The organism is Bacillus cereus group sp. BfR-BA-01381, assembly GCF_022663555.1.
GTDB lineage: Bacteria > Bacillota > Bacilli > Bacillales > Bacillaceae_G > Bacillus_A > Bacillus_A pacificus.
This window is the reverse complement of sequence record NZ_JAKUFR010000078.1, coordinates 1-22719: the sequence shown is the minus strand read 5'-3', so window position 1 is coordinate 22719 and position 22719 is coordinate 1. Positions and strand designations below refer to the sequence as shown.

The following is a 22719-nucleotide window of genomic DNA, read 5'->3' as shown; positions in this document are numbered from 1 at the left end:
GATGTTGGTGAAGATACAATTGCATACTCTGATACATCTGATTATGCAGCGAACATCGAAATGGCTCCTGTTGTAGCTACGTATACGAAGAGTGACGAAGCAGAAAAAACGCTTGAAAAAGTAGCAACACCAGACCAAAAAGCAATTGAAGAAGTATCCGCCTTCTTAAACATCGAAGCTGAAAAGTGCATTAAGTCTATGGTATTTAAAGTAGATGAGAAATTAGTAGTTGTACTTGTTCGTGGTGATCATGAAGTAAACGATGTAAAAGTGAAAAATGTATACGGTGCTTCAGTTGTTGAGCTTGCTTCTCATGAAGAAGTAAAAGAATTATTAAATTGTGAAGTTGGTTCATTAGGTCCGATTGGTGTAACAGGTGATATTGAAATTATCGCTGATCACGCTGTAGCATCGATTGTCAACGGATGTTCAGGAGCGAACGAAGAAGGGTTCCATTATGTAAATGTAAATCCAGAACGTGACTTTAAAGTAAGTCAATATACGGATTTACGATTTATTCAAGAAGGAGATCAATCTCCAGACGGAAACGGAACAATTCTTTTCGCACGCGGAATTGAAGTTGGTCATGTATTCAAATTAGGAACTCGTTATAGTGAAGCAATGAACGCAACATTCCTAGATGAAAACGGAAAAACACAACCACTTATTATGGGTTGTTACGGCATTGGTGTGTCTCGTACAGTGGCAGCAATTGCAGAGCAGTTTAATGATGAGAACGGTTTAGTTTGGCCAAAAGCTGTTGCACCGTTCCATGTGCATGTAATTCCAGTAAATATGAAATCTGATGCACAACGTGAAATGGGTGAAAACATCTATAACTCATTACAAGAGCAAGGATATGAAGTATTACTAGATGATCGTGCAGAACGTGCAGGCGTTAAATTTGCTGATGCTGATTTATTCGGCCTTCCAGTTCGCGTGACAGTTGGTAAAAAAGCAGACGAAGGTATTGTAGAAGTGAAAGTACGTGCTACAGGTGAGTCTGAAGAAGTGAAAGTAGAAGAGCTTCAAACATATATTGCTAATATTTTAAAATAAGAAGAGGTACCTCATAACGAGGTACCTTCTCTTTCTTTGTAAACGTATTTTGTAAAAGACGAAGGGAGAAATCTTTCTTTGTAGTACGTTTCAATTTATAATAGCAAATGGAAGGAGAGTGCTTATGTCTTTAACAAATGAACAACAAGAGCGATTTCAAATTTTGCTCCAGCAGTTGCAAATACCAGAAGACCTTATAAATCAATATTTACAAGGCGGTGGCATTGAAAAGCTAGTTATTGATAAAGCGAATAAAAGTTGGCATTTTGACTTACAAGTGCCGCGTATTTTGCCTACAGAATTATATGAATTGCTAGAAACAAAGCTTAAGCAATCATTTTCTCATATTGCAAGAACAACATTTGCATTAGAAACAGAGAACAAACAATTTACTGAAGAAGAAGTGAGGGCGTATTGGCCACTTTGTACGGAACGAATTACATTTTCACCTATGTTTGCTTATTTAAAGAAGCAGCTTCCGCAGGTTAATGGAGTGAAGTTACTTATAAATGTGAATAATGAGCTGGAATCTACTGCTTTAAAGAAAAACGTTGCGAAACCAGTAGGGGATCAATACGAGGCTTTTGGATTCCCGCGTTTCCAGTTAGACACACATATACAGCAAAATACAGAAGAAATGCAAAAGTTTCGTGAGCAAACGCAGCAAGAGGACCGCGAGCGTGTTATACAAGCTATGGAAGAAATGGCGAAGAAGCAAGCTGAAGAAAGCAGCGTTGTGCATGAAGGGCCGATCACACTCGGGTATCTTATTAAGCCAGATGAAGAGATTACACCGATGCGAGAAATTCAAGATGAAGAAAGAAGAAAAACAGTTCAAGGATATGTCTTCCATGTGGAAACGAAAGAGCTTCGTAGTGGACGTACGTTATTAACTTTAAAAATAACGGATTATACAGATTCGATTATGATCAAAATGTTCTCACGTGATAAAGAAGATATTCCAATGTTACAATCCTTGAAAAAAGGAATGTGGGTGAAGGCTCGTGGTTCTGTTCAAAATGATACATTTGTTCGAGATTTAGTAATGATTGCAAATGATATTAATGAAATAACAGGACCGTCTCGTAAAGATAAAGCCCCAGAAGGCGAAAAACGTGTAGAGCTGCATCTTCACACGCCAATGAGTCAAATGGATGCTGTTACTCCTGTTTCTAGACTTGTTGCCCAAGCAGGTAAATGGGGACATGAGGCTATTGCGATTACAGACCATGCTGTGGCTCAGTCGTTCCCGGAAGCATATTCTGCAGGGAAAAAGGCTGGAGTTAAAGTTATATACGGTGTAGAAGCGAATTTAGTTAATGACGGTGTACCAATAGCGTATAACGAAGCGCATCGTTTACTTGCAGAGGAAACGTATGTTGTTTTTGACGTTGAGACGACAGGTTTATCAGCTGTATACGATACAGTTATTGAGTTGGCTGCTGTAAAAGTAAAAGGTGGCGAAATAATTGACCGCTTTGAATCTTTTGCAAATCCGCATCAACCATTATCGGCAACGATCATTGAATTAACAGGTATTACAGATGATATGTTAACCGACGCACCAGAAGTAGACGAAGTGTTTAAAAAGTTTGAAGAATGGATGGGCGACCATACACTTGTTGCTCATAACGCAAGTTTCGATATGGGCTTCATTAACGTAGGTTTTAAAAAGGCGGGGTTAGAAAAAACGAATAACCCAGTAATTGATACGTTAGAACTTGCACGATTCCTATTCCCGGAAATGAAAAATCATCGATTAAATACGTTGTGTAAAAAGATGGACATTGAATTAACTCAGCATCACCGTGCGATTTATGATACAGAAGCAACGGGATATTTACTAGTAAAAATGTTAAAAGATGTGATTGAAAAAGGGTTTGAATATCATGACCAATTAAATGATAGCATGGGACAAGGAGATGCGTATAAGCGCGGGCGTCCAAGTCATATGACATTACTTGCTACATCAGATGTCGGATTGAAAAATTTATATAAACTTGTTTCATATTCTCACCTGAATTATTTTTACCGTGTACCACGTGTACCGAGATCACTATTAAAAAAATATCGTGAAGGAATTTTAGTAGGAACGGCTTGTGATAAAGGTGAAGTATTTGAGGCGATGATGCAAAAAGCTCCTGAAGAGGTAGAAGAAATTGCACAGTTCTATGATTACATTGAAGTAATGCCACCAGAAGTGCTACGTCATTTAGTAGAGCGTGAACTCGTTCGAGATGAGGGGCAATTAAAAACAATTATTTCGAACTTAGTAAAACTAGGTGAGACGTTAGATAAACCAGTTGTTGCTACCGGAAACGTACATTATTTAGATCCAGAAGATGCAATGTATCGTAAAATTTTAGTTAGTTCACAGGGTGGAGCAAATCCGTTAAACCGACATTCATTACCACCTGTACATTTCCGTACAACAGATGAAATGTTAGAGTGTTTCTCATTCTTAGGTGAAGACGTAGCGAAAGAAATTGTCGTAACGAATACACAAAAGATTGCATCATTAATTGGCGATGTTCATCCAGTAAAAGATGATCTATATACACCGAAAATTGAAGGTGCAGATGATGAAACGCGTGATATGAGTTATAAAATGGCGCGTAGCATTTATGGTGAAGAGTTACCTGAAATTGTAGAAGCACGTTTAGAAAAAGAATTAAAAAGTATTATTGGACATGGATTCGCCGTAATTTATTTAATTTCACATAAGCTGGTGAAAAAATCGTTAGTAGACGGATATCTAGTAGGGTCGCGTGGGTCGGTAGGTTCATCATTCGTTGCAACGATGATGGAAATTACAGAAGTAAACCCATTACCACCACACTATGTATGTCCGAAGTGTAAGCAATCAGAATTCTTTAATGATGGTTCTGTAGGGTCTGGTTTCGACTTACCGGATAAAGAATGTCCAACTTGTAATATTCCATATGTAAAAGATGGACATGACATTCCGTTCGAAACGTTCCTTGGATTTAAAGGAGATAAGGTACCCGATATCGATTTGAACTTCTCTGGAGAATACCAACCACGTGCCCATAACTATACGAAAGTACTGTTCGGCGAAGATTATGTATATCGTGCGGGAACGATTGGTACAGTTGCGGAAAAAACTGCTTATGGATATGTAAAAGGTTATGCAAATGATCATAACTTAACGATTCGAAATGCAGAAATTGACCGTTTAGTAGCAGGATGTACCGGTGTAAAACGTACAACAGGACAGCATCCAGGTGGTATTATCGTTGTGCCAGATTACATGGACATTTTTGATTTCTCACCAATACAGTATCCAGCAGATTCAATAGGGGCTGAATGGAGAACGACACACTTTGACTTCCATTCTATTCATGATAATTTATTGAAACTGGATATACTAGGACACGATGATCCGACAGTTATTCGTATGTTACAAGATTTAAGTGGTATTGATCCGAAAACAATCCCAACGGACGATCCAGAAGTAATGAAAATTTTCTCAGGGCCAGAATCGTTAGGCGTAACGGAAGAACAAATTAACTGTAAAACAGGTACACTTGGTATACCAGAGTTTGGTACGAAATTCGTAAGACAGATGTTAGAAGAGACGAAACCTACGACATTCTCAGAGTTAGTCCAAATTTCTGGATTATCACATGGTACGGACGTATGGCTAGGTAATGCAAACGAGTTAATTTATAACGGTACATGTACGCTGAGTGAAGTTATCGGTTGTCGTGATGACATCATGGTATATTTAATCTATCAAGGTTTAGACCCATCATTAGCCTTCAAAATCATGGAGTCAGTACGTAAAGGTAAAGGTGTACCAGAAGAATGGGAAGAGGACATGAAAAGTAATAATGTACCAGGTTGGTATATTGATTCATGTAAGAAGATTAAGTACATGTTCCCTAAAGCACATGCGGCTGCATACGTACTTATGGCTGTGCGTATTGCGTACTTTAAAGTACATTTCGCGCTTCTATTCTATGCGGCATACTTTACGGTTCGTGCAGATGACTTTGACGTAGAAGCGATGGCGAAAGGTTCAGCATCTATACGTGCAAGAATTGATGAAATTGCGCAAAAAGGTTTAGATGCAGCGCCGAAAGAGAAGAGTTTATTAACAGTATTAGAAATGACACTTGAAATGTGTGAACGTGGATACTCATTCCAAAAGGTTGATTTGTATCGTTCGCATGCAACAGACTTTATTATTGATGGAGACTCATTAATTCCTCCATTTAATGCGGTACCTGGTCTTGGTACGAACGCAGCTTTAAGTATTGTGGAAGCTCGCAAGAATGGAGACTTCTTATCAAAAGAAGACTTGCAGCAGCGTAGTAAGGTTTCGAAAACAATTATTGAGTACTTAGATAGTCAAGGTTGTTTAGGTGATTTGCCGGATCAAAACCAGTTATCACTGTTCTAATAGGTAGGAAAAGTCTTTGCAAATCAACATTTGCTATGGTATACTATTAACCGAGATAACCATGTCATGTATATTGTGTGAAAAAAAGAGTGGGGAAACCCACTCTTTCGTGTTACTATCTACATTTTATTGATGTGGAGAGGTAAGAAATTTCTGTCGTATATACATATTTTGTTACAAGTTTTACTTCTTAAATTTGGTAATACTAAGACAGATATTCCCTGCTTAACGGCAGGGGCTTTTGTTAGCTAACGAGAAAGAATAAGATAGACCGTTCTATGGGCGGGGTCTTTTCTTGTAAATGGTACATGGCGGCAGGAAGGAGGCTGTTTATGGATAAGAAAGTCACAGAAGTTGTAGAAGCATTTGCGCAGCCAATCGTTGAAGAGTTAAATCTTGAACTTGTAGATGTAGAGTATGTGAAAGAAGGACAAGACTGGTTCTTACGCGTATTCATCGATTCTGAAAAGGGAGTCGACATTGAAGAATGCGGTGCGGTGAGTGAACGTTTAAGCGAAGCTTTAGATAAAGAGGATCCAATTCCTCATCTTTACTTTTTGGATGTGTCATCTCCTGGAGCAGAACGCCCATTAAAGAAAGAGAAAGACTTCCAGCAAGCGGTAGGAAAACAAGTGGCAATTAAAACATATGAGCCGATTGATGGTGAAAAGATGTTTGAAGGAAAAATGCTTTCCTACGATGGTACTACAATTACACTATTATTAACAATTAAAACACGTAAAAAAGAAATCCAAATTCCAATGGACAAAGTTGCAAATGCGCGACTTGCTGTTACGTTTTAGTTAGAAGGGGGATCTTCATGAGCACTGAGTTGTTAGATGCCTTGCTCGTATTAGAGTCAGAAAAAGGAATTAGCAAAGATATTATTATTGATGCGATTGAAGCAGCGTTAATCTCTGCTTATAAACGCAATTTTAACCAAGCACAAAACGTTCGTGTGAGCTTTAACCCACAAGTGGGAACAATCCAAGTTTTAGCACGTAAAGACGTTGTTGATAATGTGTTTGATCCACGTCTTGAAATTTCTGTTGAAGAAGCAAGACAAATTAATCCAAACTATCAAGATGGTGACGTACTAGAAATTGAAGTAACACCAAAAGATTTCGGTCGTATTGCAGCACAAACTGCAAAACAAGTTGTAACACAACGAGTGCGTGAAGCAGAGCGTGGTGTTATTTACTCTGAGTTTAGTGATCGTGAAGAAGATATCATGGTTGGTATCGTACAACGTCAAGATGCTCGTTTCATCTATGTAAGCTTAGGGAAAGTAGAAGCTTTATTACCTGTAAGTGAGCAAATGCCGAACGAACAGTACAAACCACATGATCGTATTCGCGTATTCATTACGAAAGTGGAAAAAACAACAAAAGGACCACAAATTTACGTATCACGTACACATCCTGGTCTTTTAAAACGTTTATTCGAAATGGAAGTTCCTGAAATTTATGATGGAACGGTTGAAATTCGTTCTGTAGCACGTGAAGCAGGAGATCGTTCTAAAATCTCTGTACATGCAGAGAACATCGATGTTGATCCAGTAGGTTCTTGTGTAGGACCGAAAGGACAACGTGTACAACGCATTGTAGACGAACTAAAAGGTGAAAAGATTGACATCGTTCGCTGGTCAAATGATCCAGTAGAATATGTTGCCAATGCTTTAAGCCCATCACAAGTTGTTAAAGTGCTTGTAGATGAAGAAGAAAAAGCAACAACTGTTGTTGTTCCAGACCACCAACTGTCATTAGCTATCGGTAAACGTGGACAAAATGCACGTCTTGCAGCTAAATTAACAGGCTGGAAAATTGATATTAAGAGTGAGTCTGATGCGAAACAACTTGGAATTGTAACAGAAGAAGATAGCGTAGTCGCATTCGGATTCGATTCAGTTGAAGACGAAATCGAGTAGAGGTGATGAGTATGAGCAATCGAAAAGTTCCGTTACGAAAATGTGTTGCAACGCAAGAGATGAAATCAAAACGAGAGCTCGTTCGCATTGTTCGTTCCAAAGAGGGAGAAGTGTCTATTGATTTAACTGGAAAGAAATCAGGACGAGGTGCTTATTTATCAAAAGATAAAGAAAGCATTCTTCAAGCTCAAAAGAAAAATGTTTTGGAACATCATCTAAAAGCGAAAATCGACAGTTCTCTTTATGAAGAGCTTCTTGAGCTTGTTGAGAAGGAGTCGAAATAAGTGTCCGATTGGAAATCGTTTTTAGGACTAGCAAACCGGGCTCGAAAAATTATTTCGGGTGAAGAACTCGTTTTAAAGGAAGTACGAAGTGGCAAAGCAAAACTTGTATTGCTATCTGAGGATGCATCAGTAAATACTACAAAGCGCATTACAGATAAAACGACGTACTACAACGTACCAATGAGAAAGGTCGAAAATCGACAACAATTAGGGCATGCGATTGGGAGAGATGAGCGAGTCGTTGTAGCTGTGTTAGATGAAGGCTTTGCGAAAAAGCTGCGTAGCATGCTCGATACAAATTACCGGGGGTGAAGGTATGAGTAAAATTCGAGTGCATGAATATGCGAAAAAACATAATATCTCAAGTAAAGATCTTATGACAAAACTAAAAGAAATGAATATCGAGGTTTCGAATCATATGACAATGTTAGACGATGAAGTAGTAAACAAATTAGATAATGAGTATCAAACTGAAAAACCTTCTGTTGCAGATGAGTTTGAAGTAGAAGAAAAAGTTGTTCGTAGTAAAAAGAACAGCAATAAGAAAAAGAAAAAAGGCAAAGGAAACGAAGACAAGCGTCAAGAGAACTTTGCTGGCAGACAACAAACACAAACTGTAGAAACACCAGATAAAATTACTTTCTCTGGAAGTCTTACAGTAGGTGATCTTGCTAAGAAATTAAGCAAAGAGCCATCTGAAATTATTAAAAAGCTCTTCATGCTTGGAATTATGGCAACAATTAACCAAGACTTAGATAAAGATACAATTGAGTTAATTGCTAACGACTACGGTATTGAAGTAGAAGAAGAAGTAATTGTAAGCGAAACTGAGTTTGAAACATTCATCGATGAGCAAGATGATGAAGAGAACTTAAAAGAGCGTCCAGCTGTAGTTACAATCATGGGACACGTTGACCATGGTAAAACAACATTGCTTGACTCTATCCGTAACTCTAAAGTAACTGCTGGTGAAGCAGGTGGAATTACTCAGCATATTGGTGCATACCAAGTTGAAGTAAATGACAAGAAGATTACATTTTTAGATACACCTGGTCACGCGGCGTTTACAACGATGCGTGCTCGTGGTGCACAAGTAACGGATATTACAATCCTTGTTGTTGCAGCTGATGACGGTGTTATGCCACAAACAGTTGAAGCAATTAACCATGCGAAAGCAGCAGGAGTACCAATTATTGTAGCTGTGAATAAAATGGATAAACCAGCTGCGAATCCTGATCGCGTAATGCAAGAACTAACAGAATATGAATTAGTTCCAGAAGCATGGGGTGGAGATACAATCTTCGTACCAATCTCAGCGATTCAAGGCGAAGGAATTGACAACTTACTAGAAATGATTCTTCTTGTAAGTGAAGTAGAAGAATATAAAGCAAATCCAAACCGCTATGCAACTGGTACTGTAATTGAAGCACAGCTTGATAAAGGTAAAGGAACTATCGCGACATTACTTGTTCAAAACGGTACGCTTCGAGTTGGAGATCCAATCGTTGTTGGTACTTCATTCGGACGTGTTCGTGCAATGGTAAGTGATATTGGTCGTCGTGTAAAAGTTGCTGGTCCATCAACTCCTGTTGAAATTACAGGTTTAAATGAAGTACCACAAGCGGGAGATCGTTTCATGGCATTCGCTGATGAGAAGAAAGCTCGTCAAATCGGTGAATCACGTGCACAAGAAGCGTTACTTGCTCAACGTGGTGAAAAATCTAAATTAAGCCTTGAAGATTTATTCCAACAAATCCAAGAGGGCGATGTAAAAGAAATTAACTTAATTGTGAAAGCAGACGTACAAGGTTCTGTAGAAGCAATGGCAGCATCACTTCGTAAAATTGATGTTGAAGGTGTCAAAGTTAAAATTATCCATACAGGCGTAGGTGCGATTACAGAATCTGATATCATTTTAGCTTCTGCATCTAATGCAATTGTAATTGGATTTAACGTACGCCCAGATGTGAATGCGAAGCGTACAGCTGAATTAGAGAACGTTGATATTCGTTTACACCGCATTATTTATAAAGTAATCGAAGAGATCGAAGCAGCGATGCAAGGTATGTTAGATCCAGAATTCGAAGAAAAAGTAATCGGTCAAGCAGAAGTACGTCAAACGTTTAAAGTAACAAAAGTTGGAACAATCGCAGGTTGTTACGTAACAGACGGTAAAATTACACGTGATAGTGGCGTGCGTATTATCCGTGATGGCGTAGTAATTTTCGAAGGACAACTTGATACGTTAAAACGTTTCAAAGACGACGTAAAAGAAGTTGCACAAAACTATGAGTGTGGTATTACAATTGAGCGATATAATGATCTTAAAGAAGGGGACATTATTGAAGCATACATTATGGAAGAAGTGAAGCGATGATAATCGCTTCACTCTCATTCGAGTGTATGATTTACGATGTGCATTCTTTAAAAGAGAAACGAGCAATTTTGCAACGGGTGCTAACTCGAGTGAAGCAGCGTTATAACGTAGCTGTTTCAGAAGTAGGGCATCAAGATGTATGGCAACGTACGGAAATTGCAATTGTTTCTGTATCCTCTAATCGTGTTATTTGTGAAAAAGAAATGAATCGTGTACTTGAGTACATCGATTCATTTCCTGAAATTGAACGTACGATAACACAATTGGAATGGTATTGAATGAGGTGAAGAGTTATGAAATTACGTGCAAACCGTGTAGGCGAGCAAATGAAAAAAGAATTAGGCGACATCATCAGTCGTAAAATTAAAGATCCACGTGTCGGATTTGTTACTGTAACAGATGTACAAGTGAGTGGAGATTTACAAATTGCTACAGTGTATATTTCTGTTTTAGGTGATGAAGAACAGAAAGAAAGTACACTAAAAGGTTTAGCGAAGGCAAAAGGCTTCATTCGTTCAGAAATTGGCCAACGTATTCGTCTTCGTAAAACGCCTGAAATTTCCTTTGAATTTGATGAGTCTATCGGATATGGTCATCGAATTGATACACTTTTACATCAAATTAATAAAGACGGTAAACGTGAAGAATAATGGATAGACATTTGTCTATCCATTTTTTCAATGTAAAATAAGTTTTAGGTAATGATCATGAAAGAATTACGATGAGGTGAACATATATGGAAGGTGTAGTATTATTACATAAGCCAAAAGGCATGACATCACACGATTGTGTATTTAAATTAAGAAAGATATTGCGTGAAAAACGAATTGGTCATACAGGAACATTAGATCCAGATGTAACAGGAGTATTGCCTATTTGTGTTGGGAGAGCAACAAAGATTGCACAATTTTTAACAAGTGAAACGAAAACATATGAAGGTGAAGTGACATTAGGATTTTCAACAACAACTGAAGATGCTTCTGGTGAAGTTGTGGAAACGAAACATGTAGATCGTGTTATTACTCGTAAAGAAGTGGAAGAGGTTCTTGCGGCATTAACAGGTACGATTGAGCAAATGCCTCCGATGTTTTCGGCTGTAAAAGTTAACGGAAAAAAATTATATGAATATGCAAGAGCAGGACAAGAGGTTGAACGTCCAGTTCGTACAATTACAATTCATGAATTTGTATTATTAGATGACCGTGAAGTGTTTGAAGGAGAAAATATTTCATTCCGTTTCCGTGTAACGTGTAGTAAAGGAACATATGTAAGGACATTAGCGGTAATGATTGGTGAAAAACTTGGTTTTCCATCACATATGTCTCACCTTGTAAGAACGGCTTCTGGTGAATTTTTATTAGAAGATTGCATATCATTTGAAGAAATTGAAGAAAACGTGCAAAATGAAACAGTAGAGTCTATCTTCATTTCAATTGATGAAGCATTAAGTAAGTTCCCGAAAATGGTTGTAGATGAAAAGCAAGCAGAAAAAATTAAGAATGGTATGTTCTTAAAAAATGAATCGCAAATAACGGCACCATTTATAACAGTGTTTGATAAAAACGATCGCTGCCTTGCAATTTATGAGCACCATCCAAAACATCCTGGTATGCTAAAGCCGATGAAAGTACTTGTGAATAATCAAGAACTAAAGCTATAATGAATTATTGGAAGGATTATTACAGAAAAAGGTGAATTCAAGCGTGAAACTTATTCATTTAACTCATCCACATGAACAAAATAAATTAGAATTACCACCTACTGTAATGGCATTAGGGTTTTTTGATGGCATTCATTTAGGACATCAATGTGTGATTCGAACTGCGAAACAAATAGCGGATGAACGAGGATATAAAAGTGCAGTGATGACATTTTATCCGCATCCATCTGTTGTTTTAGGTAAAAAAGAAGCGCATGCCGAGTATATTACACCAATGTGTGATAAAGAAAAAATAGTCGAGAGTTTAGGTATCGATATATTATATGTTGTTAAATTTGATGAATCATTTGCAGGCTTATTGCCACAACAATTTGTAGATGATTATATTATTGGTTTAAATGTAAAGCATGTAGTAGCAGGATTTGATTATTCATATGGACGTTTAGGAAAAGGAAAGATGGAGACTTTACCATTTCATGCAAGAGGGGAGTTTACACAGACTGTGATTGAAAAAGTTGAATTTCAAGAAGAGAAAGTAAGTTCTACTGCATTACGAAAGTTAATTCGAAATGGCGAAATGGAGCAAATTCCATCTATTTTAGGTAGAGCATATACAGTAGCGGGAACGGTTGTACACGGTGATAAACGTGGACGTCAAATTGGTTTCCCAACAGCTAATGTAGGTTTAAGTGATGAGTATCTATTACCACCTGTAGGTGTTTATGCAGTGAGATTACAAGTTCACGATGAATGGTACGATGGTGTATGTAATATTGGATATAAACCAACCTTTAAAGAAGATGAGCGCCAACTATCCATTGAAGTGCACTTATTTGAATTTAACAAAGACATATATGATCAAAATGTTACAGTAGAGTGGCATATGCGTATAAGAGAAGAGAAGAAATTCAATGGCATCGATGAGTTAGTTGAACAAATCGCAAAAGATAAGAAAACAGCACAAGAATATTTTGCGAACGAAAAGAATATACTTGCTTTTTCAAATGAAAAGTAGTATTCTATGTTATGTACTTTATGACAACCATTGCTTGGCATTGCGACTCACCGACGCTTGCTAGGTAATCGGGGGTTTAATTAATAGGAGGTGAAATAGGATGGCTTTAACACAAGAGCGTAAAAATGAAATCATTGCACAATTTAGAACTCATGAGACTGATACTGGTTCTCCAGAGGTTCAAATTGCTGTCCTAACGGAGCAAATTAACACTCTAAACGAGCACTTACGTACTCACAAGAAAGATCATCATTCACGTCGTGGTCTATTAAAGATGGTTGGTAAACGTCGTAACTTACTAACTTACCTTCGTAATAGCGATATCACACGTTACCGTGAATTAATCACAAAGCTTGGCTTACGTCGATAGTCAAAGAAGCGGGAATATTCCCGCTTTTTTGTTAGGTAAAAATATATCTTCTACTCTTTATAGCTTACTTCATTTTCGGTAATACTAGAGGTAGAATATTGTGATATACTATCCATTTACATAGAAGAATTGAATACTTTAAATTGAGAGGGGTACTTAAATGAGTCAAGAAAAGCAAGTCTTCTCGATAGATTTAGCTGGTCGCCAGCTAACAGTTGAAACAGGTCAGCTTGCAAAGCAAGCGAACGGAGCAGTATTAGTAAGATATGGCGATACAGCGGTTCTATCTACAGCAACTGCATCAAAAGAAGCAAAAAATGTAGATTTCTTCCCACTTACAGTAAACTATGAAGAGCGTTTATATGCAGTCGGAAAAATTCCTGGCGGTTTCATTAAACGTGAAGGTCGTCCAAGTGAAAAAGCAATTTTGGCAAGTCGTTTAATCGACCGTCCAATTCGTCCACTTTTCGCAGATGGTTTCCGTAACGAAGTACAAGTTGTCAGCATTGTAATGAGTGTTGATCAAGATTGTTCTTCTGAAATGGCAGCTATGCTTGGTTCTTCATTAGCGTTATCGATTTCAGACATTCCATTTGAAGGTCCGATCGCGGGTGCAACAGTTGGCCGTATTAACGGCGAATTCGTTATTAACCCAACAGTAGAACAGCAAGAACAAAGTGATATTCACCTTGTTGTAGCTGGTACGAAAGATGCAATTAACATGGTTGAAGCAGGAGCAGATCAAGTGCCTGAAGAAACAATGTTAGAAGCAATTATGTTTGGACATGACGAAATTAAACGTCTAATTGCATTCCAAGAAGAGATTGTACAAGCTGTAGGTAAAGAGAAATCAGAAGTGAAACTTTATGAAGTTGACGCTGATCTTAACCAAGCTGTACGTGAAATGGCTGAAAAGGATATGCATTCTGCAATTCAAGTACATGAGAAACATGCACGTGAAGATGCAATTAACGAAGTGAAAAAGCGTGTAATTGAGCATTACGAAGCGCAGGAAGTTGACGCTGATACATTAGGACAAGTAAATGAGATTTTATATAAAATTGTAAAAGAAGAAGTACGTCGTCTTATTACAGTTGAGAAAATCCGCCCAGATGGCCGTAAAGGTGACGAAATCCGTCCATTAGCATCAGAGGTTGGCATTTTATCTCGTACACACGGTTCTGGTTTATTCACACGTGGACAAACACAAGCATTAAGTATTTGTACATTAGGTGCATTAGGCGATGTGCAAATTTTAGATGGTCTTGGTGTAGAAGAATCAAAACGCTTTATGCACCATTACAATTTCCCATCGTTTAGTGTTGGTGAAACAAGACCGATGCGTGGACCAGGTCGTCGTGAAATCGGTCACGGTGCACTAGGAGAACGTGCTCTTGAGCCTGTAATTCCGTCTGAAAAAGATTTCCCATACACAGTACGTCTTGTATCTGAAGTATTAGAATCAAATGGTTCTACTTCACAAGCAAGTATTTGTGGTAGTACTTTAGCAATGATGGATGCTGGTGTTCCACTTAAAGCTCCAGTTGCAGGTATTGCAATGGGACTAGTTAAAACTGGTGAGCATTACACAATTTTATCTGATATTCAAGGTATGGAAGATCATTTAGGTGATATGGACTTTAAAGTAGCAGGTACAGCACATGGTGTAACTGCATTACAAATGGACATTAAAATCGATGGTCTATCTCGTGAAATTTTAGAAGAGGCATTACAACAGGCAAAAGTTGGTCGTGTGCACATTCTAAATCATATGTTATCTGTTATTGCAGAGCCACGCACTGAATTATCAGCGTACGCTCCAAAGATTATTACAATGACAATTAACCCAGATAAAATCCGTGACGTTATCGGACCAAGCGGTAAACAAATCAATAAAATTATTGAAGAAACTGGCGTTAAAATTGACATCGAACAAGATGGTACAGTATTCATTTCTTCAATAAATCAAGAAATGAACGACAAAGCTAAGAAAATTATCGAGGATATCGTTCGCGAAGTACAAGTAGGTGAAATCTACGAAGGAAAAGTGAAACGTGTTGAGAAATTCGGTGCTTTCGTTGAATTATTCAGCGGTAAAGATGGATTAGTTCACATTTCTGAACTTGCACTTGAGCGTGTAGGTAAAGTAGAAGACGTTGTGAAAATCGGTGATGTAATTACAGTTAAAGTTATCGAGATTGATAAGCAAGGTCGCGTGAATTTATCTAGAAAAGTATTGCTAAAAGAAGAGCAAGAAAAAGAAGCTGCTAAAGAAGAAAACAAACAAGAGCAGCAATAAGTAAAAGCCAGTTTAACTGGCTTTTTTTGTTATGTAAAAATATGATTTACACATATTTTTATGTCAGTATAGGTATAGTTTTCATTATAACGCTCAAATTAACAAAGATAAGAAGAAAATGGTTTTTATATAGTTAATGGGAGGGTTTATATGAAAGCTCGTATATTAGCATACATATGTATATTCTGTTTATATGTCAGTGTAGGCTCTTATTCCGTTTTTGCACAGGATAACTTATATGAAGAAATTCAAAAGCATGCAAAACAATATGAGATTGCACCGCAAAATGCGATGATTGATAAGATATGGAAAGCAACACCAGGATATAATGGAAGACAAGTTGATATGGAAGCATCCTATAACAATATGAAGAAGTTAAAGAAATTTGATCAAAAACATCTTGAATTCAAGGAAGTATCGCCGAGTGTCCACTTAGAAGATTTATCACCAGCGCCAATTTATAGAGGGCATCCGAATAAAAAGATGGTGGGATTAACAATAAATGTGGCATGGGGAAATGAGTATTTGCCTCGTATATTGGAAATATTGAAAAAACATGATGTGAAGGCGACGTTCTTTCTAGAAGGTCGTTGGGTGAAAGAAAATTTACGATTTGCAAAAATGATTGTCGATGCAAAGCAAGAAGTCGGAAATCATTCTTACACACATCCTAATATGAAAACATTATCGTCTGATGAAATAAGAGATCAGTTACAAAAAACAAATCGAATGATCGAAGCAGCTACGAATCAAAAGGTAAGATGGTTTGCACCGCCGAGTGGAAGTTTTCGGGATGAAGTCGTGAAAATTGCAGATGATTTTCAAATGGGAACGATTATGTGGACTGTCGATACAATTGATTGGAAGCGACCTGAGCCAGATGTACTATTGCAGAGAGTAATGAGAAAAATACATCCAGGTGCTATCGTATTAATGCATCCTACTTCGTCCACAACAGAAGCATTAGATACAATGATTACAAAATTGAAGGAACAAGGATATAAAGTAGGGAATATAACAGAATTACTGGATGAAAAACGTGTAGATTAAATACATTTGCATGACATTCATCCTTAAACTTGTTATCATTAAATAATAGCACTTATTTAGAGAAACTGGCAGTAGGAGGAAAGTTTTTGATTAAAAAATATACTTGTAAAAATGGTGTAAGAATAGTTATGGAGAATATACCAACTGTAAGATCGGTTGCGATTGGTATTTGGATCCATGCAGGATCAAGAAATGAAAATGAAAAAAATAACGGGATTTCTCACTTTTTAGAGCATATGTTCTTTAAAGGGACAGAAACACGTAGTGCACGCGAAATTGCAGAATCATTTGATAGCATTGGTGGGCAAGTGAATGCTTTTACTTCAAAAGAATACACTTGTTACTATGCAAAAGTGCTAGATGAGCATGCTAAATATGCTTTAGATGTATTAGCAGATATGTTCTTTAATTCAACATTTGATGAAGAAGAACTGAAAAAAGAGAAGAATGTCGTATGTGAAGAAATTAAAATGTACGAAGATGCTCCAGATGATATTGTGCATGATATGTTAACGAAAGCAACATATGAAACGCATCCGCTTGGATATCCTATTTTAGGAACAGAAGAAACGCTTAATACGTTTACAGGTGATACGCTACGTCAATATATTAAGGATCATTACACACCTGAAAATGTAGTTGTATCAATTGCAGGAAATATTGATGAAGCCTTTTTACAAACAGTAGAGCAATATTTCGGTAGTTATGAAGGAACGACAAACCGTGAACAAGTACATAGCCCAATTTTCCATTTTAATAAGGTAGCACGTAAAAAGGAAACAGAACAAGCTCATTTATGTTTAGGATATAAAGGCTTACAAATGGGACACGAAGATATTTATAACTTAATTGTATTAAATAACGTTTTAGGCGGTAGTATGAGTAGCCGTTTATTCCAAGAAGTACGTGAGCAACGCGGGTTAGCTTACTCAGTATTTTCTTACCATTCTTCTTATGAAGATACAGGTATGTTAACGCTGTATGGTGGAACAGGTAGCCAACAATTAGATACACTGTATGAAACAATGCAAGAAACATTAGAAACATTGAAAAATACAGGTATTACAGAAAAAGAGCTTATGAATAGTAAAGAGCAATTAAAAGGAAACTTAATGTTAAGTTTAGAAAGTACGAATAGTCGTATGAGCCGTAATGGTAAAAATGAATTGCTACTTCGTAAGCACCGTTCACTTGATGAGATTATTGAAAGTGTAAACACTGTAACAAAAGAAAATGTAGATGAGTTAATTCGTAACATGTTTACAGATGAATTTTCTGCAGCATTAATTAGTCCAGATGGAAAACTTCCAAAAGGAATAAAACTGTAATTACTATATATGATTTAAAAATAACCGTATCTCATTTAAATGAGATACGGTTATTTTTTGTGGGTATATAGAATAGGTACTAATTATGGATAACTTAAATGAATAATTTGGGTAGGGGGAGAGAGTATGCGATTAAGTGAACTAAGTGGGAAAGAAATTGTTAATTTAGAAAGAGCAGAAAAAATGGGGGTTTTAGGTTATGTGGATTTAGAGATTGATGAGAAGGATGGAAAAATACAGGCTCTTATTATACCTGCTGGGAAATGGGGAGGTTTTAAAAAGGAACCACAAGAAATAAGAGTAGCATGGAGTCAAATAAAAAAAGTGGGTCATGATATGGTTCTTTGCGATATTACAGATTGTTCAAATTCGAAGTGAAAGATGGCCATTTTGGTCATCTTTTTTTGTTCATTTTACTCAGAGCAAAATCCAACATAATGTCTTTTCCTATGCCGAATTTTGAGGTGGGGCCTTCCTACATACAAATAGCGGGATACATGATAGGCGCTTTTTGTTTTTCAATCACCTAAAACTCGTACATTACATATGATGTGGAGGAAAAAGAAAAAGTAGGCACTTTTCTTATAAATGACAGAAAAAGAAGGTGAATTAGGGAATGTTGACTGAGATGCATATTGCTGTCATAGGAGGAGATGCAAGACAGCTAGAAGTAATTCGCAAGCTCGTTGAATTGGATGCGAAACTTTCATTGATAGGGTTTGATCAGTTAGACCATGGCTTCACAGGGGCAGCAAAAGAAAGTATACAAAATTTAGATTTCACTTCTGTAGATGCAATTATTTTGCCAGTTGCAGGTACAAATGCCAAGGGAGAAGTAGATACTATTTTTTCAAACGAAAAAGTTTCTATAACGAAAGAACAAATTGAAAATACACCAGAACATTTTACTATATATTCAGGTATTGGTACGCCTTACTTGGAAAATCTCGTATCTACTACAAACCGTAAACTAATTAAATTATTTGATCGTGATGATGTGGCAATCTACAATTCTATACCAACTGTAGAAGGTACATTAATGATGGTAATTCAACATACCGACTATACAATTCATGGTTCTAATGTAATGGTTTTAGGATTTGGTAGGACAGGGATGAGCGTTGCCAGAGCATTTCAATCATTAGGAGCCCATGTCAAAGTTGGAGCAAGACGATCGGAACATATTGCACGTATTACAGAAATGATGTTTTCTCCTTTTCATATGCAGAACATTGAGAAAGAAGTAGGGGATATGGATATTGTCATTAATACAATACCGCATCTCGTTGTGACAGCAAATGTCATTTCAAAAATGCCGGCCCATACGTTAGTAATTGATTTAGCTTCTAAACCAGGCGGTACCGACTTTAGGTATGCGGAAAAAAGAGGAGTCAAAGCGCTGTTAGCACCTGGATTACCAGGTATTGTTGCTCCAAAAACAGCAGGACAAATTTTAGCGAACGTTCTTTCTCAGTTATTAGCAGAAGATGTAATCGCAAGAAAGGAGAATGGGGAATGAATTTAAAAGGGAAAAGAATAGGGTTTGGTTTTACTGGCTCACATTGTACGTACGAAGAAGTAATGCCTCATTTAGAAAAGTTAATTGCTGAGGGAGCTGAAGTGCGTCCAGTTGTTTCTTACACTGTTCAATCAACAAATACGAGATTTGGAGAAGGGGCAGAGTGGATTAAAAAGATTGAAGAAGTAACAGGTTTTAAAGCGATTAATTCAATCGTTGGCGCAGAACCGCTAGGACCTAAAATTCCACTAGATTGTATGGTAATTGCACCACTAACAGGAAATTCTATGAGTAAATTTGCTAATGCAATGACAGACTCTCCGGTATTAATGGCAGCGAAAGCGACGCTAAGAAATGGTAAGCCCGTCGTATTGGCTGTTTCGACGAATGATGCGTTGGGGCTTAATGGGGTAAACCTAATTACACCAACAAGGTGACGACAAAGCATAAACGCTTATATGTCGCCATCTTGAGGGAGCTTAGGGTAAAGCACAAGTTCGAAATCATCGAGCCTTTGCCACTTTTCCTTTTTATAAACAGCTTTTTCTAAAACCGACTTTAGGAGGCTGTTTTTCTTTTTAGGATCATCTGTTTTAAAGTACAGATCAAGAACATGCTCTACTTGAGGTATTGTATCTTTCTTCACTTTTTCTTTCTTAATTTCGGTTTTAATTTCTTTCTTTAAGTTTTCCATCGTGGAAGTAATTTCAGTTATACGGTCAGAAACAACATTCGAGCGTTCTAAAAACATATCGACTGTGTAAACGCCACGTTCTAATAAATCATGTAAATTACTTTTTTGTTTTTGGACATCCACTAATTCTTTTTCAAGCTTGCGTAATGCAGCTTCATTCATTTGAATGACTTGCGTTTCTTTTAATTTGTCATCTTGCTTATGTTTTTCAAAATCAGCTTTATAATTGATGTACCATTCTTTTAATGCCTCGAGTAAACGCTTCTCAATTAATTCAGTATAACTTGATTTGTTTTCACAGCCACGGTGTTTACAATCCATCGTTTCTTTTCGATTCTTCGGATAACGTTGGACCATGCTATAACCACATTTACTACATTTAATAATGCCAGCTAGAGGATTTTTAATTCCGTTCGTATTGTAAGGAACGTGATATCTTGAGTTTAATTTTTCTTGTACTTGTTCAAATAAACTTTCCGGTATGATTGGCTCATGTTTGCCATCAGCAATAATCCAATCTGATTTATCTTGACGAGCACAACTTCTTTTTACGGCATCAGGCTGTTTTACTTCTTTTCGTTTTTGCCACGTTACTTTTCCGATGTACACATTATTTTTTAATATATCTAAGATGCTGTAGGGGTTCCATTCATTACCTAGCTTACTTTTGTAGCCAAGATCATTTAATTTGCTTCGGATTGCGTTAGCGCCCATATCCTCGTTTGCATACCAATCGAATATCATTCTTACAACAGAAGCTTCTTCTGAATTAATTGTTAAAGTACGTTCTCGCTTATTTAAACGGTGGATATCATAACCATAAGGCGCATGGGTACCGAGGTAATTACCAGCCTCCACGCTTGCTATACGGCCGCGTTGCATACGACGCGTAATAATTTTTAACTCCTTACGAGCCATAAACGCTTCAAATTCGCTATATTCTTCGTCCCACTCATCATTAAGGTCATATGTCTTTCTAGGGGTCATAATCTTCGTATTCGAGCGTTTAAACGTCTCTAAAATGATTCCTTGCTCCTTCATACCGCCACGACCTAAACGGTCCATATCCATACAAAGAACAACATCATATTTATTATCTTCAATTTCTTCAAGTAATGCTAACATCTCCGGTCGTTTCACTAAACTCTCACCAGAAACGATTTCCTCACGGACAGCTAAAACATTTAAGTTCATTTCCTTGGCAATTTTCAGCAGGGTAGAGCGGTGTTTTGCTAATGTTTCGCCTTCGCCGCGTGCTTCAGCTTCGAGGTCGGCACGGGACTTACGTAGGTAGATTGCAGTTTTCATAGTAGTACCTCCTTATTATTAGATATTATATGGGAAGAGAGTAAAGAGCAGAAGAAAATACCCTTCCAAAACATTCTAGGAAGGGGGATTTATTTCAACTTTAGTGTACTTGTAGCATTTTTCACTATCTTTTTTAAATATATATACAGTATCTTGAGTATGTACATCGTTCTCTTCTACAAGAATCCATTCGTTCTCGCTTTTAGTATATAAATGTACCAATTTCAGATCTTTTATATCGTTATATGTAAGGATTTCCATTAAATAGTTATATTTTTTAATCCCACCTTGATTGATAAGGTGTAAATATAAAATTGCAATTAAAAATATAATTTCTATAAAAGGAGACAAGAAAAAGCTAGTTGCTTGTTCTTGGGTTAATGTAAGTGCAAATAAATCTTTTTTTAGGGTTAAATAGTTTAAAGCTTGAAGGTATATACATGCCATGAAAAAATAACAGTATAAGATAAAGCCAGTTTTTTTTGTGCAAAATATAAGTAATTTTAATAAGCGATCCCAATTTTGGGGTATCTTAGTTTTAATTAGAGTTAGTACTATATAGAAAATAATTATAAATAAGGCCAGGATAAAAGATATTTGGATAAATTGAAAAAATATCTTAGAGGTAAGAAACTCTAGGCTACTTATACTATAAGAAAATGCGAATGATAAAAATTGGAAAATTATATAGAGAAACAGGGAGTTTACTAATAGTTTTGTTGTTCTTACCAATAAGCGAGTTCGCTTTGTTTCAAAAATTAGATCAAAGTTACTTTTATTTGTATAGGTAATAATGATACCGATTATTGGAGCAATAGTAGCTAAAAAAGTCCAAATTTCTTTAGTAAAAAAAGAAAGTAGGGTGTTTATTTGTTCCATTGTGATTCTCCTTTGATTTAAAGTAATGCTAATAGAATTTAGCGTACTTCCTTAACAAGAATGTTATTTTATTGAGCTGTAACAAATTTCTTAAAGAATGCGTTACGTTTAGTTTTATCATACACGTATGGATCGTTAAATTTTTTGACCCAAGATTTATCTTCAACTTTTAAATCTTCAATCTTAAATCCAAGATATGTATTCAAAGAACTTCTATCCAAGTTAGTACTATATGTTTTCCCATCGAACGGCAGAGTCATTTTTACTGTATTCAAATCTGGAAATTGTCTTAGTAATCTAGCAGGTTCACTTACAAACATTTTCTCAATGGCATCCCCTGTTGAAAAATATTGTTTATATTGTTCTTCAGTAACGTTGCTATCTGGTTTTGCTGATTTATAAGATGCAAATGAATCATGGAATGTAATTTCAGCATCTTTATTATTAAGTTTCATATCCTTAATAAAATTACCACCTCTAATGTTTTGGGCATAGGAAGTAAATTCTTTTTGTTTTTCTTCAGC

Annotated in this window: 19 protein-coding genes and 2 pseudogenes; 18 read left to right on the top strand and 3 right to left on the bottom strand. The window is 36.7% G+C overall.

Features of this window, described 5'->3' with window-relative positions; genetic code table 11:
- The 18 genes and pseudogenes from proS to dpaB form a co-directional block, all read left to right on the top strand.
- Positions 1–1059, top strand: a 1059-nt coding sequence (gene proS, locus MR079_RS21930; protein WP_396022964.1) for a proline--tRNA ligase, incomplete at its 5' end; no start/stop codon positions are given.
- Between the two features lie 124 nt (positions 1060–1183).
- On the top strand, positions 1184–5485 hold the full coding sequence (locus MR079_RS21925) for a PolC-type DNA polymerase III (RefSeq protein ID WP_139866981.1): 4302 nt from the start codon (positions 1184–1186) through the stop codon (positions 5483–5485).
- A 332-nt stretch (positions 5486–5817) separates the two neighbouring features.
- Positions 5818–6288: a ribosome maturation factor RimP gene (gene rimP / locus MR079_RS21920; protein WP_000359097.1), complete on the top strand. Its 471-nt coding sequence runs from the start codon at positions 5818–5820 to the stop codon at positions 6286–6288.
- A 17-nt stretch (positions 6289–6305) separates the two neighbouring features.
- Complete coding sequence (gene nusA / locus MR079_RS21915) at positions 6306–7412, top strand: transcription termination factor NusA (RefSeq protein WP_000102609.1); 1107 nt, start codon at positions 6306–6308, stop codon at positions 7410–7412.
- Positions 7413–7423: 11 nt separating this feature from the next.
- Positions 7424–7696: an RNase P modulator RnpM gene (gene rnpM, locus MR079_RS21910; RefSeq protein ID WP_000071128.1), complete on the top strand. Its 273-nt coding sequence runs from the start codon at positions 7424–7426 to the stop codon at positions 7694–7696.
- The gene (locus MR079_RS21905) at positions 7697–8008 is read left to right on the top strand and encodes a YlxQ family RNA-binding protein (RefSeq protein WP_001286523.1); all 312 of its coding nucleotides are present in this window, start codon (positions 7697–7699) and stop codon (positions 8006–8008) included. It abuts the gene before it with no gap.
- 4 nt (positions 8009–8012) lie between these two features.
- A complete protein-coding gene (gene infB / locus MR079_RS21900; RefSeq protein ID WP_000036344.1) occupies positions 8013–10073 on the top strand; it encodes a translation initiation factor IF-2 in 2061 nt (686 codons plus the stop codon).
- The gene (locus MR079_RS21895) at positions 10070–10351 is read left to right on the top strand and encodes a DUF503 domain-containing protein (RefSeq protein WP_000582364.1); all 282 of its coding nucleotides are present in this window, start codon (positions 10070–10072) and stop codon (positions 10349–10351) included. The genes infB and MR079_RS21895 overlap by 4 nt, the downstream gene beginning before the upstream one ends.
- Before the next feature lie 15 nt (positions 10352–10366).
- On the top strand, positions 10367–10723 hold the full coding sequence (gene rbfA, locus MR079_RS21890; RefSeq protein ID WP_000776445.1) for a 30S ribosome-binding factor RbfA: 357 nt from the start codon (positions 10367–10369) through the stop codon (positions 10721–10723).
- Positions 10724–10809: 86 nt separating this feature from the next.
- Positions 10810–11733 (top strand): tRNA pseudouridine(55) synthase TruB, encoded by a 924-nt coding sequence (truB, locus tag MR079_RS21885; protein WP_000399340.1) that lies wholly within the window; start codon positions 10810–10812, stop codon positions 11731–11733.
- Between the two features lie 43 nt (positions 11734–11776).
- Entirely contained in the window at positions 11777–12748 is a 972-nt protein-coding gene (gene ribF, locus MR079_RS21880) for a bifunctional riboflavin kinase/FAD synthetase (protein ID WP_000766719.1), read from the top strand.
- Positions 12749–12848: 100 nt separating this feature from the next.
- A complete protein-coding gene (rpsO, locus tag MR079_RS21875; protein WP_001229392.1) occupies positions 12849–13118 on the top strand; it encodes a 30S ribosomal protein S15 in 270 nt (89 codons plus the stop codon).
- A gap of 160 nt (positions 13119–13278) precedes the next feature.
- A complete protein-coding gene (gene pnp, locus MR079_RS21870; protein WP_086421443.1) occupies positions 13279–15417 on the top strand; it encodes a polyribonucleotide nucleotidyltransferase in 2139 nt (712 codons plus the stop codon).
- Between the two features lie 150 nt (positions 15418–15567).
- On the top strand, positions 15568–16467 hold the full coding sequence (locus tag MR079_RS21865) for a polysaccharide deacetylase family protein (protein WP_242294616.1): 900 nt from the start codon (positions 15568–15570) through the stop codon (positions 16465–16467).
- Between the two features lie 86 nt (positions 16468–16553).
- Positions 16554–17795 carry a M16 family metallopeptidase gene (locus MR079_RS21860; protein WP_000592994.1) on the top strand — a complete coding sequence of 414 codons (1242 nt, stop codon included), beginning with the start codon at positions 16554–16556 and terminating at the stop codon, positions 17793–17795.
- Positions 17796–17921: 126 nt separating this feature from the next.
- Positions 17922–18173 (top strand): YlmC/YmxH family sporulation protein, encoded by a 252-nt coding sequence (locus tag MR079_RS21855; RefSeq protein WP_242294615.1) that lies wholly within the window; start codon positions 17922–17924, stop codon positions 18171–18173.
- A gap of 238 nt (positions 18174–18411) precedes the next feature.
- Positions 18412–19314 (top strand): dipicolinic acid synthetase subunit A, encoded by a 903-nt coding sequence (dpaA, locus tag MR079_RS21850; RefSeq protein ID WP_139866987.1) that lies wholly within the window; start codon positions 18412–18414, stop codon positions 19312–19314.
- Positions 19311–19736, top strand: a pseudogene (dpaB, locus tag MR079_RS21845) (dipicolinate synthase subunit B); the annotation flags it as partial. The gene dpaA and the pseudogene dpaB, both read left to right, overlap by 4 nt.
- Positions 19737–19768: 32 nt before the next feature.
- On the opposite strand, the gene MR079_RS21840 reads toward dpaB, so the two are convergent.
- The 3 genes and pseudogenes from MR079_RS21840 to MR079_RS21830 all read right to left on the bottom strand — a co-directional run.
- Positions 19769–21316, bottom strand: coding sequence for a recombinase family protein (locus tag MR079_RS21840; RefSeq protein WP_242294614.1), 1548 nt, complete (start codon positions 21314–21316; stop codon positions 19769–19771).
- 75 nt (positions 21317–21391) lie between these two features.
- Positions 21392–22195, bottom strand: a complete 804-nt coding sequence (locus MR079_RS21835) for a hypothetical protein (protein ID WP_242294613.1) — start codon at positions 22193–22195, stop codon at positions 21392–21394.
- A 68-nt stretch (positions 22196–22263) separates the two neighbouring features.
- A pseudogene (locus tag MR079_RS21830) lies at positions 22264–22719 on the bottom strand (hypothetical protein); the annotation flags it as partial.